This is a genomic window from Streptomyces sp. SID14436 (genome assembly GCF_010548465.1).
GTDB lineage: Bacteria > Actinomycetota > Actinomycetes > Streptomycetales > Streptomycetaceae > Streptomyces.
This window is the reverse complement of the sequence record NZ_JAAGMD010000117.1, coordinates 1-13,501: the sequence shown is the minus strand read 5'-3', so window position 1 is coordinate 13,501 and position 13,501 is coordinate 1. Positions and strand designations below refer to the sequence as shown.

Sequence of the window (13,501 nt, the reverse complement as noted above, 5' to 3'; positions counted from 1 at the left end):
CGGCCGGGCCGCCCGCGCGGCCGTCCAGCCAGTCGACCCGCACCCACAGCAGCACGTCGTCGGCCTGCTCCAGGCGGCCGACCCAGGCCGCCTTCAGCCACAGGCCGACGCCGCAGCCGGCCAGCAGCAGACCGCCCGCGGCGGGCACCGCGAAAGCGCCGCCGAGAGCGGCGAGGAAGGCGAGCAGCAGCCACCAGCGGTGTCCGCGGCGCCAGTTGCGCACGCTCACCGCCCGGTCCTGGAGCACGTCGTGCTTGCTCGCCCGGGCCGCCGAGCGGGCCAGCGCGCGGTAGCGCCCCCGGCGCGCGTACGCCACGACGGCCGCCGCCACCAGGAACAGCGCCGCACCGGCCAGCACGCCGATCCGCCGCCCGGTCAGTCCGGGCACCAGCACGCCGATGCCCGCCGCGAACACCCCGAGCCACCACAGTGGCGCGGCCCCGGCCCGTACGACGACGGCCACCCGGGCCAGCCCCTGTCCTCCGCGTGTCACGTCCGGCCTCCTGTTCTCCTGTCCCACACGTCTGTCCTGCACGTCCGGCCCGTCCCGCCGACGCCCGCCGGGCGGGCCGGCGGGGGCGTCCGGGGGACGGCCGGAGAGCCGTCCCGGACAGGCAGGCTAGCGAGACAAGGTGAGACGAGTCTGAGAAACCGGCGCGGTGCGCCGTCACTCCACGAACAGCCCGCGCGACGCCGCCCTGGTGTCGAACTCCTCCAGCCGGGCCTGCGCGTCGGGCAGGTCGTCGCACATCGCCTCCAGCAGCACCCGCCCCAGCAGCATCGGCGCGCACGCCGTGTCGAAGGCCAGCCCGGTGCCGACGGCGGCGGGCAGCAGCAGGTCGGACACCTTGGCGACCGGCGCGAAGGCGGAGTCGGCGACGGTGACGACGGTCAGCCCCGCCCCCTTGGCGTGGGTGAGGGCGTCGACGACCTCGCGCGGGTGCCGGGGCAGGGCGAAGCACAGCAGCGCGTCCGCGCCGGCCCTCGCGGCGGCGTCGATGCGGTCCTGGAGCATCGTGCCGCCCTCGTTCAGCAGCCGCACGTCGGGGTGGACCTTGGCGGCGAAGTAGGCGAACCCGTGGGCCTGGGCGGCCGCCGCGCGCAGCCCGAGGACGGGCAGGGGGCGGCTGTGCGCGAGCACCCGCCCCGCCCGGCGGACCGGCTCCGGGTCGGCGAGCATCTCCGCCAGGTGCCGCAGGTTCTCGATCTCCGCCTCGACCGCCTGCTGGTACTCGTTGGCGTCGGCGGCCGGGGGCGCGGGGTCGGCGGGCGCCACCTCCCGCAGGTGGCGGCGCAGCGCCGGGTAGCCGTCGAAGCCGAGCGCCACGGCGAACCGGGTCACCGAGGGCTGGCTGACCCCGGCCAGCTCGGCCAGTTCCACGCTGGACAGGAACGGCACGTCGGCGGCCCGCCGCACCATGCTGTGCGCGATGCGCCGCTGCGTCGGCGTCAGCCGGTGCCCCTCGAAGAGCGCCTGCAGCCGCGCGGCGGGGCTGTCGGTGACGCTCATGGACGGCTCCCCCTCGGCCTATTCACAACCCGCGGATCCTGCATGCCCCCATACAACCGCACCGGGTGCCGGGCGCGCGGGTCAGGGAAGGTTCCGGCCCCAGGTCTGCAGCGCGTACGGCCGTCCCTTCTCCTCGCCCTCGATCAGCGGCACGTCCAGCGGGCGGAAGCCCGCGCGGGTGGCGACGGCGACACTGGCGGCGTTCTCCGGCTCCAGTTCCAGGACGACCCGGTCCGCGCCCAGCTCCTCGTGGGCGTAGGCGGCCAGCACCCGCACCGCCCGCGCGGCGAGCCCCCGGCCGCGGTGCGCCGGGCCGACCGCGTAGCCGAGCTCGATGCCCGCCTCGCCGCGGCGCAGCATCACCTCGCCGCAGGGGGTGCGGCCGTCGACCGTGATGGCGAGCAGGATCACGCTGCCCTCCCCGCGCAGGCGCCGGTCCCGTGCCAGCCGGGCCCGGGCGGCGGCCTCGTCGAACGGGCTGACCAGGGGCGTCCAGTAGGCGATGTCCGGGTGGTCGAAGAGGCCGGGCATGGCGGGCACGTCGTCCTCCGTCCAGTCCCGCAGGACGAGCCCCTCTCCCTGCAGCTCGATCCGGGTGGGAAAGGGCGACGGGGTGCTCTGCATGGTGCGGGACCTCTCTGGCCGGTGCCGGACGACGCCGCAGGATATCCGGGCGGCGGCGCCACCCGGCCCCCGTGCCGGCCCGCCCGCGCTCGGGCACCCGGCGGACCCGAGACGGAGACGGGGGCTAACCCCAGTGCCACGAGCGGGCCGCCTGCCTACCGTGGACGCCATGACCGGAATGGAAGCGCGGGACGCCGATCTGAAGAAGGAACTCAACGCCACCCTGCAGGCCCGCAGGGAGCTGGGCGAGGAGTACGAGTCCGCGCTGGTCGACGCGTTCCTGGAGAAGGTCGATCAGCGCATCGACGGCGCGGTGGAGCGCCGGGTGCGCCGGCAGCTGGCCGAGCACCGGATGACGGCCGCCCGGGACTCCCGCGCGCCGGGGGCCACCGACAGCTGGGGCGAGCGGTTCGGCTTCGGCATCGTCTCGCTGGTGCTGGCGGTGCCGCTGTCCGCGATCGGCGGGGGCGTGGGCCAGCTGCCCGGACTGCTCGCGGCCTGGGCCGGCATCGTCGGCGTGAACCTCGTCCAGGCCGCCCGCACCCATCCGGGCCTCTTCACCGGCCGCAGGTCCCGCAAGGACGGCGACTGGGAGGACTGAGCACCCCCTCCGCGGGCCCGACGGCCGGGGGCGGGATGCGCGGGGACCGCCGCTCCCCCGTTTCCGGGGGACGGGACGACGACGGTCCCCGCGAGGGACGCGGCCCGGCCCGGGGCCGGAGCGCGTCCAGGGCGTCGGTGGAGATCCGGGAGCCGCTCCGGAAGGTCCTGACGCCGCTCGGTGCCGGCCCGGGGGCGAAGTCTCCCCGGCGCCGAACGCCCGGGAGGTGCGCCACCGCCCCTCGCCGACACCCCTCAATCTGCCGGACGCGTGTTAAGCGCGTGCTGCGTGGACGTGACACGCGCGTACCACTTCCGCGAAGACCGCGGGCGCCGGTGCCGACCATCCGTCAGGTCCCGTCCCCCACGCGGGAGACGGCGCCGGGGACGGCACCGGGACGCGGCGGGCCCCGTCGTCAGCCGCCCGGCGAGGCCCCCCGCACGACGGCGATCCGGTCCGCCGTCACTTGCCGCCCTTGGCGAGGAACGCCAGCAGGTCCTGGCGGCTGACCACACCGGTCGGCTTGCCCTCGACCAGCACGATCGCCGCGTCCGCCTTGCCCAGCACGGCCATCAGGTCCTCGACCGGCTCACCGGAGCCGACCTGCGGCAGCGGGGCGGACATGTGCTTCTCCAGCGGGTCGTCCAGCGAGGCGCCCTTGCTGAACAGGTGGTCCAGCAGCTCCCGCTCCACCACGGAACCGACGACCTCGGCGGCCATCACGTCCGGGTGGCCGGCGCCGGGCTTGACGACCGGCATCTGCGAGACGCCGTACTCGCGCAGCACCTCGATGGCCTGGCCGACGGTCTCGTCCGGATGCATGTGGACCAGGGACGGCATGTGGTCGCCCGCCTTGTCGTCCAGCACGTCGGCGACGCGGGCGCTGGGACCGCCGTCCTCCAGGAAGCCGTAGTCGGCCATCCACTCGTCGTTGAAGATCTTGCTGAGGTAGCCGCGCCCGCTGTCCGGCAGCAGCACGACGACCACGTCGTCCTCGTCGAGCCGCGAGGCCACCTCCAGGGCCGCCACGACCGCCATGCCGCAGGAGCCGCCGACCAGCAGGCCCTCCTCCTTGGCGAGGCGGCGGGTCATCTGGAAGGAGTCCTTGTCGGACACGGCGACGATCTCGTCGGCGACGGTCCGGTCGTAGGCGGTCGGCCAGAAGTCCTCGCCGACGCCCTCCACCAGGTAGGGGCGCCCGGAGCCGCCGGAGTACACCGAGCCCTCGGGGTCGGCGCCGATGACCTTGACGCGGCCCTCGCTGGCGTCCTTGAGGTAGCGGCCGGTGCCGGAGATGGTGCCGCCGGTGCCGACGCCCGCCACGAAGTGAGTGATCTTCCCGGCCGTCTGCTCCCACAGCTCGGGGCCGGTGGAGTGGTAGTGGGAGAGCGGGTTGTTCGGGTTGGAGTACTGGTCCGGCTTCCAGGCGCCCGGCGTCTCACGGACCAGCCGGTCGGAGACGTTGTAGTAGGAGTCGGGGTGCTCGGGCGCCACCGCGGTCGGGCACACCACGACCTCGGCGCCGTAGGCCCGCAGGACGTTGATCTTGTCCAGGGACACCTTGTCCGGGCAGACGAAGATGCACTTGTAGCCCTTCTGCTGGGCCACAATGGCGAGCCCCACGCCCGTGTTGCCGCTGGTCGGCTCGACGATGGTGCCGCCCGGCTGCAGCTCCCCGCTCTTCTCCGCGGCCTCGATCATGCGCAGGGCGATGCGGTCCTTCACGGAGCCGCCGGGGTTGAAGTACTCGACCTTGGCCAGGACGGTCGCCCTGATGCCCTTGGTCACGCTGTTGAGCCTGACGAGCGGGGTGTTGCCGACGAGGCTGATCATCGAGTCGTGGAATTGCACCGTTGTCTCCGGATGCCGCAAAAGATGTGGTGGTAGTGGTCCAGCCAGCCTAGGCCCTTTCGGGACGAGACGGTCCGCGCCCGGATCGCGGCCCCGCCCGGGTCGTTCACCCACAGGTGAGATTGGACGACGGTGCGTACGGGGCAAGCACTGGGTGTAGGGCTTCGAGGAGGTGGCGGCGAGGCATGACGAGCATGTCGAGGGCGAGGGCGGCCCGGCGGATCGCGGCCGGCGCGGCGTACGGCGGCGGGGGCATCGGCCTCGCCGGTGCGGCCACCGTCGGGCTGCTGGTGGCCCAGGCACAGCTGGCCCGGCGCCGGGTGGGCAACGGCATGTCACCCCACGTGCCGAACGCGGACGGCCTGTACGGCGCCGCGTACACGGTGCCCGGGCAGCCCGCGCTGCGGCTGACCATGCTGGGCGACTCCACGGCCGCCGGGCAGGGCGTGCACCGGGCCGGGCAGACCCCGGGGGCGCTGCTGGCGTCGGGCGTCGCGGCGATCGCGGAACGGCCGGTCGGACTGAGCACGGTCGCGGTGCCCGGGGCCTGCTCGGACGACCTGGACCGGCAGGTGTCGCGGGCGTTGGCGGACCCGTCCCGGGTGCCGGACATCTGCGTGATCATGATCGGGGCGAACGACGTCACGCACCGCATGCCGGCCACCCGCTCGGTGCGCCACCTGTCGGGGGCGGTGCGGCGGCTGCGGACCGCGGGCGCGGAGGTCGTGGTGGGCACCTGCCCGGACCTCGGCACCATCGAGCCGGTGCAGCAGCCCCTGCGCTGGCTGGCTCGCCGGGCCTCGCGGCAGCTGGCCGCTGCGCAGACCATCGGCGCCGTCGAGCAGGGCGGCCGGACGGTGTCGCTGGGCGACCTGCTCGGCCCCGAGTTCGCCGCGAACCCGCGCGAGCTGTTCGGCCCGGACAGCTACCACCCCTCGGTCGAGGGCTACGCCACGGCCGCGATGGCCGTCCTGCCGACGGTGTGCGCGGCGCTCGGCCTGTGGCCCGCGGAGGAGGAGCGCCCCGACGCCTCCCGCCGCGAGGGCTTCCTGCCGGTGGCCCGGGCAGCGGCCGAGGCCGCCTCGGAGGCCGGTACGGAGGTCGCCGCCGCGATGCCCTCGGGCCCCCGCGGCCCCTGGGCCCTCCTCAAGCGCCGCAGGCGCCGCCGCGTCCAGGCCACAGAACCGGCCCCGGCGACCCCGTCCCCGTCCCGCCAGCCCTGAGGGGCCGGGGCCCTCTCCGCCGCGGCCGGACCGGCGGACCCCGCCCGCGCTCACACGGCCCGGATCAGCGGGCCCTCGGCGCGATGAAACAAGGGCCGACCACCACCAGCCCGTCCGGCGCCCGAGGACGAGGCCGTCCAGGCCGACACGGGGGCCCGGGGGCCCGGGGGCCCGGGGGCCCGGGGGCCGACACGGCACCGGCACGACCGGACCCCCCAGGCCCTCCGCCCGAGAACCACACGCCCGACCACCACCAGCCCGTCCGGCGCTTGAGGACGAGGCCGTCCAGGCCGAAGCACGGGGGCCCTGGGCGCAGCCCGGAAACCGGCATCAGCACACCCTGACCAGCGGCGCTCCGGCCACATACCAACGCCCCCGACCACCACCAGCCCGTCCGGCGCTTGAGGACGAGGCCGTCCAGGCCGAAGCACGGGGGCCCGGGGGCCCGGCCCCCGCACAAGGGGCAAGCTGGACGCACCCGGCGTTCACCCCCACCGCCCGACCGCCGGAGGCCCAAGCAAGCGCTTAGACAGTTGCGGCCGATCTCACACCGCACCCCCCGTGACCCCGCCCGTACGTCCGGGTAACTTCCCAAGCAGCCCTGCCCGACCGCGCGGTATGCCCACCGCCGCCCGACCACCACCCCGACCGGCGCGCCGCGCCGCCCCCTTCGCTCAGGAGCCGAGATGCCCGAAGCCGTGATCGTTTCCGCCGCCCGCTCCCCCATCGGCCGCGCCTTCAAGGGTTCCCTGAAGGACGTACGCCCGGACGACCTCACCGCCACGATCATCCAGGCCGCCCTCGCCAAGGTGCCCGAGCTGGACCCGAGGGACATCGACGACCTGATGCTCGGCTGCGGCCTGCCCGGCGGCGAGCAGGGCAACAACCTCGGCCGGATCGTGGCCGTGCAGATGGGCATGGACCACCTGCCGGGCTGCACCGTCACCCGCTACTGCTCGTCCTCCCTGCAGACCTCCCGCATGGCGCTGCACGCCATCAAGGCGGGCGAGGGCGACGTCTTCATCTCGGCCGGCGTCGAGACGGTCTCCCGGTTCGCCAAGGGCAACTCCGACAGCCTCCCGGACACCCGCAACCCGCTGTTCGCCGAGGCCGAGGCCCGGACCGCCGCGGTCGCCGAGTCCGAGGGCTCCACCTGGCACGACCCGCGCGAGGACGGCCTGCTGCCCGACCCGTACATCGCGATGGGCCAGACCGCCGAGAACCTGGCCCGCTGGAAGGGGATCACCCGCGAGGAGATGGACGAGTTCGGCGTCCGCTCGCAGAACCTCGCCGAGGAGGCCATCAAGAACGGCTTCTGGGAGCGCGAGATCACGCCGGTGACGACGCCGGACGGCACCGTGGTCACCAAGGACGACGGTCCGCGCGCCGGGGTCACCATGGAGGGCGTCGCCGGCCTGAAGCCGGTCTTCCGCCCCGACGGGCTGGTCACCGCCGGCAACTGCTGCCCGCTCAACGACGGCGCCGCCGCGCTGGTCATCATGAGCGACACCAAGGCCCGCGAGCTCGGCCTGACCCCGCTGGCCCGGATCGTCTCCACCGGTGTCTCCGGCCTCTCCCCCGAGATCATGGGCCTCGGCCCGGTCGAGGCGTCGCAGCAGGCGCTGCGCCGCGCCGGTCTCACCATCGACGACATCGACCTGGTCGAGATCAACGAGGCGTTCGCCGCCCAGGTGATCCCCTCCTACCGCGACCTCGGCATCCCGCTGGAGAAGCTGAACGTCAACGGCGGCGCCATCGCCGTCGGCCACCCCTTCGGCATGACGGGCGCCCGGATCACCACCACGCTGATCAACTCGCTGCAGTTCCACGACAAGCAGTTCGCCCTGGAGACGATGTGCGTCGGCGGCGGCCAGGGCATGGCGATGGTCATCGAGCGCCTGAGCTGAGCACCGCGAGGAGCACCGCGAGGAGCACCGCAGCGTAGCCGCGACGGCACGGTCCGTCAGCGTTCGGCCCGGAACCCCGAAGCCGCCGGGGTTCCGGGCCGATTCGTGATCCAATCTCCCTCAGGATGTGACCTATCCCTCCCGCCACAGGGATCACCGCAGGTCAGAGCCCTCACACCCACCCCCATGGAAACAACACTCTGTCCGTTTCGTGACGTTACGCACTGACAGATGGTTAGTCCGCCCTTCAAGCTGATGTAGGAAGTCGGGGGTCGACCTTGAACCGGGAGTACGTCAGTGAGCGCCATGCCGATCGCCCTGCTGATCACCACGGCCGCCACCGGCGCCGTGGGCGTCGCGGTCCTGCGCAGCATCTTGGTGCTGCGGCGACAGGTCGCGGCCCTGCACACCGAGCTCGTCGAGAGCCGCGCCGCCGCCACGCGCGCGCTGCTCCCGTCGGCCCGGACCGCCGATGCCGACGAGATACGCGCGGCCGTCGCCGAGGCCCTCGCGGAGGAGCGTGAACGGGAGCTGGCCGAGGCGAGGGCCTTCTGGGCCGCCCAGGAGGCGCGCGACGCCTCCGACGCGCCGTCCCTGCTGGGACTGGCCGACAGCGAGCTGTTCCTGCCCCGGCAGGCCGATTTCGTAGGTCTGGAGCCGGTGGCCGAACCGGGTGCCGACGCCGACGAGCACCCGGGCGACTCGCCGGAGCTGGCCGCGGCCCGCCGCCGGCACCCCTCGCACCCGGACTTCGTGCCGAACCCGCCGCCGGTCCCCAACGACCACGAGCGCACCGTGGCGACGCTGGAGGAGCTGGCGGCCACCCAGGTCGAGCTCGCGGACGTCCGTCCGGGCCCCCTGGGCACCCTGGACGTCTACGTCTTCGCCGACGGCACGACGCTGTGCATGACGCCGGGCCACCGGGAGACCGCGGACCGTCTGGCGACGGCCCTGCGCTCGGGTGAGACCCCGTTCCTGCTGGGCGGCTCGGGCATCTCCGGGGCGTACACGCTGACGTTCTCCTGCGGCGAGGAGAACGTGTACATCCTGGCGGACCGCGTCATAGCGTCCCTGTAGCCGCCGCGGGCGGCCCTCGCCGCGGCCCCCGTGGCCGGCGGCGCGCCCCGCACCCCCCCACGCGCCGGGTCCCTCAGACCCCGGCGCGTTTCTGTGCCTCCTCCACCAGCCGGGCCGCCTCGGCGACCTCGTCCTCGTTCTTCAGTACGAGCGCCAGATCGTGTCCGGCGACGGTGATCTGGTCGGCGGCGGCGAACATGCCGGCGTCGGGCATCTCGCGGGGCTCGGTCCCCGGCTTCTCGGCCAGCTGGGTCCGCCGGGCGAACTCCCTGGCCAGGGCGAGCGCCTCGGCGGCAGCCCCTCGTTGCAGCCGGCTCTGCGGTGCGGCCCGCAGACGGTCGGCGAAGTGATCAACGGCACGGGTGAGGGACGTCGTATCAACCACGCGGTGAGCGTACGCGGCGCGGCGGGACTGTTGCCAACGGGCGAACCCTCGGGCACGGTGACCTGAAGGACCGGCTTTCATCCCCTGCGTCCGGAGGCGCCGATGTCCCAAGTCTTCTCCGAGGAGACCCATCGCAATCTGCTCGCCCGTATCCCCCAGTGCACCGGTCGTGAGATCTCCGACTGGCTGCGCACCGTCGACGAAGGCCCGGCGCTCCGCTTCGAGGAGAAGGTCAGCTGGCTCCGTCACGAGTACGACCTGGCGTACGGCCACGCCAAGGCGATCATCCACGAGTACGACCTGAGGAGGGCCGCGCGCAAACTGCGGTAGCGCGCCGTCGGGGCCGGGCCGCCTCCGGCCGGGCCGCCACCCGCGACGACGAAGGGCCCCGGGACGGATCCCGGGGCCCTTCCGCGACTGCCGCCCGTGGCGGCACCGCGTCAGTCGCTGCTGCTGAAGATCGCGATGAGTCGCAGGAACTCGAGGTAGATCCACACCAGCGTCAGGGTGAGGCCGAAGGCGGCGAGCCAGGCCTCCTCACGCGGGGCACCGTAGGCCAGCCCGTCCTCGACCTGCTTGAAGTCCAGGGCGAGGAAGCAGGCACCGAGGATGATGCCGACGATGCCGAAGATGATGCCGAGCGGGCCGCTGCGGAAGCCGAGGCCGTCACCGCCGCCGAAGACCGCGAACAGCAGGTTCACGCCCATCAGCAGGATGAAGCCGAGCGCGGCCGCCATCACGAAGCCGTAGAACCGGCGGTTGACGCGGATCCAGCCCGCCTTGTAGGCGACCAGCACACCGGCGAAGACCGCCATGGTGCCGAGCACCGCCTGCATGGCGGCACCGTCGGCGATGCGGTTGTCGACGACGCTGGAGATGACGCCGAGGAACACACCCTCGACGGCGGCGTACGTCAGGATCAGCGCCGGCGAGGCCTTGCGCTTGAAGGACTGCACGAGCGCCAGGACCATGCCGAGCAGCGCGGCACCGATGCCGATGCCGTACGACCGGCTGATGTTGGCGTCGTCCACGGGCAGCAGGGCCCAGGCGAGCGCCGCGGTGACGACGAGCACACCGAGGGTCGACGCGGTGCGGATGATGACGTCGTCGAGGGTCATCCGGCCGGGGACGGCCGGTGCCTGCGGCGGCGCACCGTGCTGCAGGTCCTGCTGGGCGTACGGGTTCTGCGCGTACGGGTTCTGCGCGTAGGGGTTGCCCGTCGGCTGCGCGTACGGGTTGCCCTGCGTGGCGACAGCGGGACCCCCGGCCTGCGGCGCGGTGCTGAAGCCCGCGTAGCCGTTGTCGCGGCTGAACCCCCGTCGCGAGAAGACCGGGTTTCTGCTCCTCATTTCACTCCTCCATGGCCACACTGCGCGGCCTTGGCTCAAGAGTAATAGGTAGGCAAAGGGAATGACCCAGTGCTTGGGGAGGATCTTTCCCTCGTTGTGCTGCTCAACACGGTACGCGTCCGCGTGATTCCCCTCATCGGCGGGCGTCGAACCATGACCTGACCGGTACCTTCCCGGGACCGGCCGGAGATCAACCTGCCGTGTCGACGATCACATGGCGGGCCGAGATGTCGAGGGCGGGGCCGGGCAGCGGGATGCGTTCGGGGGCGGCGCCGGTGGCACGGGTGTGGTCGCCGAGGGTCACGCCGGAGCCCCAGCTCCACAGGCCGCCGTCGGTGTCGATGGCGTAGCCGGTGAACTGCTGGGCCGCGATCCGCCGCACGGGGGGCAGGCCGGACACCTTCACCGGTCTGGCCGTGTGGTGGTCCGAGGTGTCACCGTCCCCGAGGGTGCCGCTCACGCCGCGGCCCCACGCCCAGACGGTGCCGTCCCGGTCGAGCGCGAAGGCGACGTGGTGGCCGCCGGCCACCTGGACGATGTTCCTCAGGCCGCGCACCCGCACCGGTTTGCCGCTCTGGCCCCCGCGGGGTTCGACGCCGAGCACGCCGTGGGCGTTGTTGCCCCAGGCGCAGACCGCACCGTCGGCCGTGGCCACGACCACGGCGCCGCCGGTGGACGCGAGGTCGACGGCGTTGCGGACGCCGTCGATGCGGGTGAGTCGGGTGCTGTCGGTGTCCCCCAGCACGTCGGTGAGGTTGACGCCCCAGCCGAGCACCCGTCCGTCGGAGCGCAGCGCGAACGCGGTGAGGGCGTCCGGCGCCATCGCGTGGACGCCGTCGGCGCCCGGCACGGCACGGGGCCGGGTCACTCCGGCGTAGCCGTCCCGCCGGCCGGCGTTGACGAGGATGTTCTGCGAGCCCCAGGCCAGCACCGAGCCGTCGGCGCGGACGGCGAAGAACGTACTGCCGCCGTTGTGCACGGAGCGGGCGTCGGTGATGCCGGCCACCTGCCGCGGCTCCTCCAGCCGGACGCGCGCCTCGGAACCGTGCCCGAGGGAGCCCTTGTGGTTGACCCCGTACGTCCAGACGGTGCCGTCGGCCCGTACGGCGGCGGTGGCGAAACCGTCGTCCGCCACGGAGACCACATCGGTCCAGCCGGGCACCAGCCCGCCGCCCCACGCGTCGGCCGGTGCGGTGGACCGCTGCACCCCGGACCACACGGCGCCGGACTGGACCCGCGCGGGCTGCGGGCGTCCGGACTTCCCGTCGGGGCAGGCGGGCGCCGCCATCACCGCCCGGTCGGCCTTGGTACACCCCGCGGCGCCCAGCACCACGATTCCCGCCACCAGCGTCCGCAGCCACACGCCGCGCCTCATCGCCCACCCCCGTCGGCTCGCGCCCGGCGCACGTTTCCGGCCGGGCAGGACCGATCTTCGCATCGGGGGGCGCCGGACCGGGAGGCTCCGGCGCGCGGGAGCGGTGGGCAGGGACGTCACCGGAGCCCGCAGGGCGGTGCGCGGACGGCCGGCCGGAGGGTCGCCGGGGACGTCGCGGGTGCGTTGCGCTCCCAAAGACGGGAGCGGCCGGGGACCCCGTCGGCGCGGCGTCGCGTCCGGCGGACGAGGACGTGGTGGTGCCCGGAGCCGGACTTGAACCGGCACGCCCGCGAAGGGGCAGCGAGGTTTAAGCTCGCCGTGTCTGCATTCCACCATCCGGGCAGGCCATGGGCTCCGCTTCGAGCGTGCCGAGCCTATCGGTCCGCCTCGCGCGAACTACGGGGCGGTGGGCCGATGTTGTCTTATTTTATTGATGTCTGAGGGAGCATCAGCACCCGGTACGCGCCATCAGCACTTGCCACCAGCGTTGCGCGCGTGGGGACGCCTCGTGTGCGGAATGACGGAATTTCACCGTCCGAACAAGGGCGCGCCACCTGTTCCGGTCATCCGCCCGCATCGGGGTTGCACGTCATCCCCAGGTATGACACGGCGCCCTCCCGTCCCCCCTCAGTCGCCCCCCGGAACCGGAGCAGCGGGTGACTACGCGGCGGCAAACGGACGGAACGATGGAACACGTCACCGAGAAACCCGTCGCCCGTCAGGAGAGCCATCCCGTGACCACCGCAACCCCCGCCGCCCGGACCACCGCCGTGGCCGCGCGCGCCACGGAGCTGTCCAAGATCTACGGCCAGGGCGAGACCCGGGTGGTCGCCCTGGACCGGGTCTCCGTCGGCTTCCAGCAGGCTGAGTTCACCGCGATCATGGGCCCCTCCGGCTCCGGCAAGTCCACGCTGATGCACTGCGTGGCCGGACTCGACACCTTCTCCTCGGGTTCCGTGCGCATCGGTGAGACCGAGCTGGGGTCGCTGAAGGACAAGCAGCTCACCAAGCTGCGCAGGGACAAGATCGGCTTCATCTTCCAGGCGTTCAACCTGCTGCCCACGCTGAACGCGATCGAGAACATCACGCTCCCGATGGACATCGCGGGCCGCAAGCCCGACCAGGAGTGGCTGGACACCGTGATCCGGATGATCGGACTGTCCGACCGGCTCGGTCACCGGCCCGCGCAGCTGTCGGGCGGTCAGCAGCAGCGGGTCGCCGTGGCGCGGGCGCTGGCCTCCCGGCCGGACATCATCTTCGGTGACGAGCCCACCGGGAACCTGGACTCCCGTTCCGGCGCCGAGGTGCTGGGCTTCCTGCGCAACTCGGTGCGCGAGCTGGGCCAGACGGTGGTCATGGTGACCCACGACCCGGTGGCCGCCGCCTACGCCGACCGGGTGATCTTCCTGGCGGACGGCGCGATCGTGGACGAGATGTACGGGCCCACGGCCGACAAGGTGCTCGACCGCATGAAGCAGTTCGACGCCCGGCGCCGCACCAGCTGACGCCGCCCGCCCCGCGCGACCTCCCGCCCCGCCCTCCCCGGGCCCGCCCCGCCCTCCCCGGGCCCGCCCCGCCTTCCGCGGGCTCCCACCGCGC

At 73.5% G+C, this 13,501-nt stretch carries 13 protein-coding genes and 1 tRNA gene; 6 read left to right on the top strand and 8 right to left on the bottom strand.

Features of this window, described 5'->3' with window-relative positions; translation table 11 throughout:
* From G3I53_RS04275 to G3I53_RS04265, 3 genes are all read right to left on the bottom strand, one after another.
* On the bottom strand, positions 1 to 493 hold a 493-nt coding region (locus tag G3I53_RS04275; RefSeq protein ID WP_164438031.1), incomplete at its 3' end, for a hypothetical protein.
* Positions 494 to 667: 174 nt separating this feature from the next.
* Positions 668 to 1,510 carry a MurR/RpiR family transcriptional regulator gene (locus G3I53_RS04270; protein ID WP_164339217.1) on the bottom strand — a complete coding sequence of 281 codons (843 nt, stop codon included), beginning with the start codon at positions 1,508 to 1,510 and terminating at the stop codon, positions 668 to 670.
* Between the two features lie 81 nt (positions 1,511 to 1,591).
* Positions 1,592 to 2,134 carry a GNAT family N-acetyltransferase gene (locus tag G3I53_RS04265; RefSeq protein ID WP_164339218.1) on the bottom strand — a complete coding sequence of 181 codons (543 nt, stop codon included), beginning with the start codon at positions 2,132 to 2,134 and terminating at the stop codon, positions 1,592 to 1,594.
* 178 nt (positions 2,135 to 2,312) lie between these two features.
* On the opposite strand from G3I53_RS04265, the gene G3I53_RS04260 reads away from it, so the two are divergent.
* A complete protein-coding gene (locus tag G3I53_RS04260; protein ID WP_164339222.1) occupies positions 2,313 to 2,735 on the top strand; it encodes a hypothetical protein in 423 nt (140 codons plus the stop codon).
* Between the two features lie 462 nt (positions 2,736 to 3,197).
* Here the strand turns inward: G3I53_RS04260 and G3I53_RS04255 are convergent, their stop codons facing one another.
* On the bottom strand, positions 3,198 to 4,586 hold the full coding sequence (locus G3I53_RS04255) for a cystathionine beta-synthase (protein WP_164339220.1): 1,389 nt from the start codon (positions 4,584 to 4,586) through the stop codon (positions 3,198 to 3,200).
* Positions 4,587 to 4,771: 185 nt separating this feature from the next.
* On the opposite strand from G3I53_RS04255, the gene G3I53_RS04250 reads away from it, so the two are divergent.
* From G3I53_RS04250 to G3I53_RS04240, 3 genes are all read left to right on the top strand, one after another.
* Positions 4,772 to 5,809: an SGNH/GDSL hydrolase family protein gene (locus tag G3I53_RS04250; protein WP_164438030.1), complete on the top strand. Its 1,038-nt coding sequence runs from the start codon at positions 4,772 to 4,774 to the stop codon at positions 5,807 to 5,809.
* Positions 5,810 to 6,495: 686 nt separating this feature from the next.
* Positions 6,496 to 7,716 carry an acetyl-CoA C-acetyltransferase gene (locus G3I53_RS04245; protein ID WP_164337828.1) on the top strand — a complete coding sequence of 407 codons (1,221 nt, stop codon included), beginning with the start codon at positions 6,496 to 6,498 and terminating at the stop codon, positions 7,714 to 7,716.
* Positions 7,717 to 8,013: 297 nt separating this feature from the next.
* Entirely contained in the window at positions 8,014 to 8,793 is a 780-nt protein-coding gene (locus G3I53_RS04240; protein WP_164337827.1) for a hypothetical protein, read from the top strand.
* Between the two features lie 73 nt (positions 8,794 to 8,866).
* Here the strand turns inward: G3I53_RS04240 and G3I53_RS04235 are convergent, their stop codons facing one another.
* A complete protein-coding gene (locus G3I53_RS04235; RefSeq protein WP_164337826.1) occupies positions 8,867 to 9,178 on the bottom strand; it encodes a hypothetical protein in 312 nt (103 codons plus the stop codon).
* A gap of 102 nt (positions 9,179 to 9,280) precedes the next feature.
* Here G3I53_RS04235 and G3I53_RS04230 point away from each other — a divergent pair, with 102 nt between their 5' ends.
* The gene (locus G3I53_RS04230) at positions 9,281 to 9,508 is read left to right on the top strand and encodes a DUF4287 domain-containing protein (RefSeq protein WP_164337825.1); all 228 of its coding nucleotides are present in this window, start codon (positions 9,281 to 9,283) and stop codon (positions 9,506 to 9,508) included.
* Between the two features lie 110 nt (positions 9,509 to 9,618).
* On the opposite strand, the gene G3I53_RS04225 is transcribed toward G3I53_RS04230, so the two are convergent.
* The 3 genes from G3I53_RS04225 to G3I53_RS04215 form a co-directional block, all read right to left on the bottom strand.
* On the bottom strand, positions 9,619 to 10,527 hold the full coding sequence (locus tag G3I53_RS04225; protein WP_164337824.1) for a Bax inhibitor-1/YccA family protein: 909 nt from the start codon (positions 10,525 to 10,527) through the stop codon (positions 9,619 to 9,621).
* A gap of 190 nt (positions 10,528 to 10,717) precedes the next feature.
* Complete coding sequence (locus G3I53_RS04220) at positions 10,718 to 11,902, bottom strand: RCC1 repeat domain-containing protein (RefSeq protein WP_164337823.1); 1,185 nt, start codon at positions 11,900 to 11,902, stop codon at positions 10,718 to 10,720.
* A 255-nt stretch (positions 11,903 to 12,157) separates the two neighbouring features.
* Positions 12,158 to 12,244: transfer RNA gene (locus G3I53_RS04215), tRNA-Leu, on the bottom strand.
* 392 nt (positions 12,245 to 12,636) lie between these two features.
* On the opposite strand from G3I53_RS04215, the gene G3I53_RS04210 reads away from it, so the two are divergent.
* Positions 12,637 to 13,407, top strand: coding sequence for an ABC transporter ATP-binding protein (locus G3I53_RS04210; RefSeq protein ID WP_164337822.1), 771 nt, complete (start codon positions 12,637 to 12,639; stop codon positions 13,405 to 13,407).
* The last annotated feature ends 94 nt before the right edge of the window (positions 13,408 to 13,501 follow it).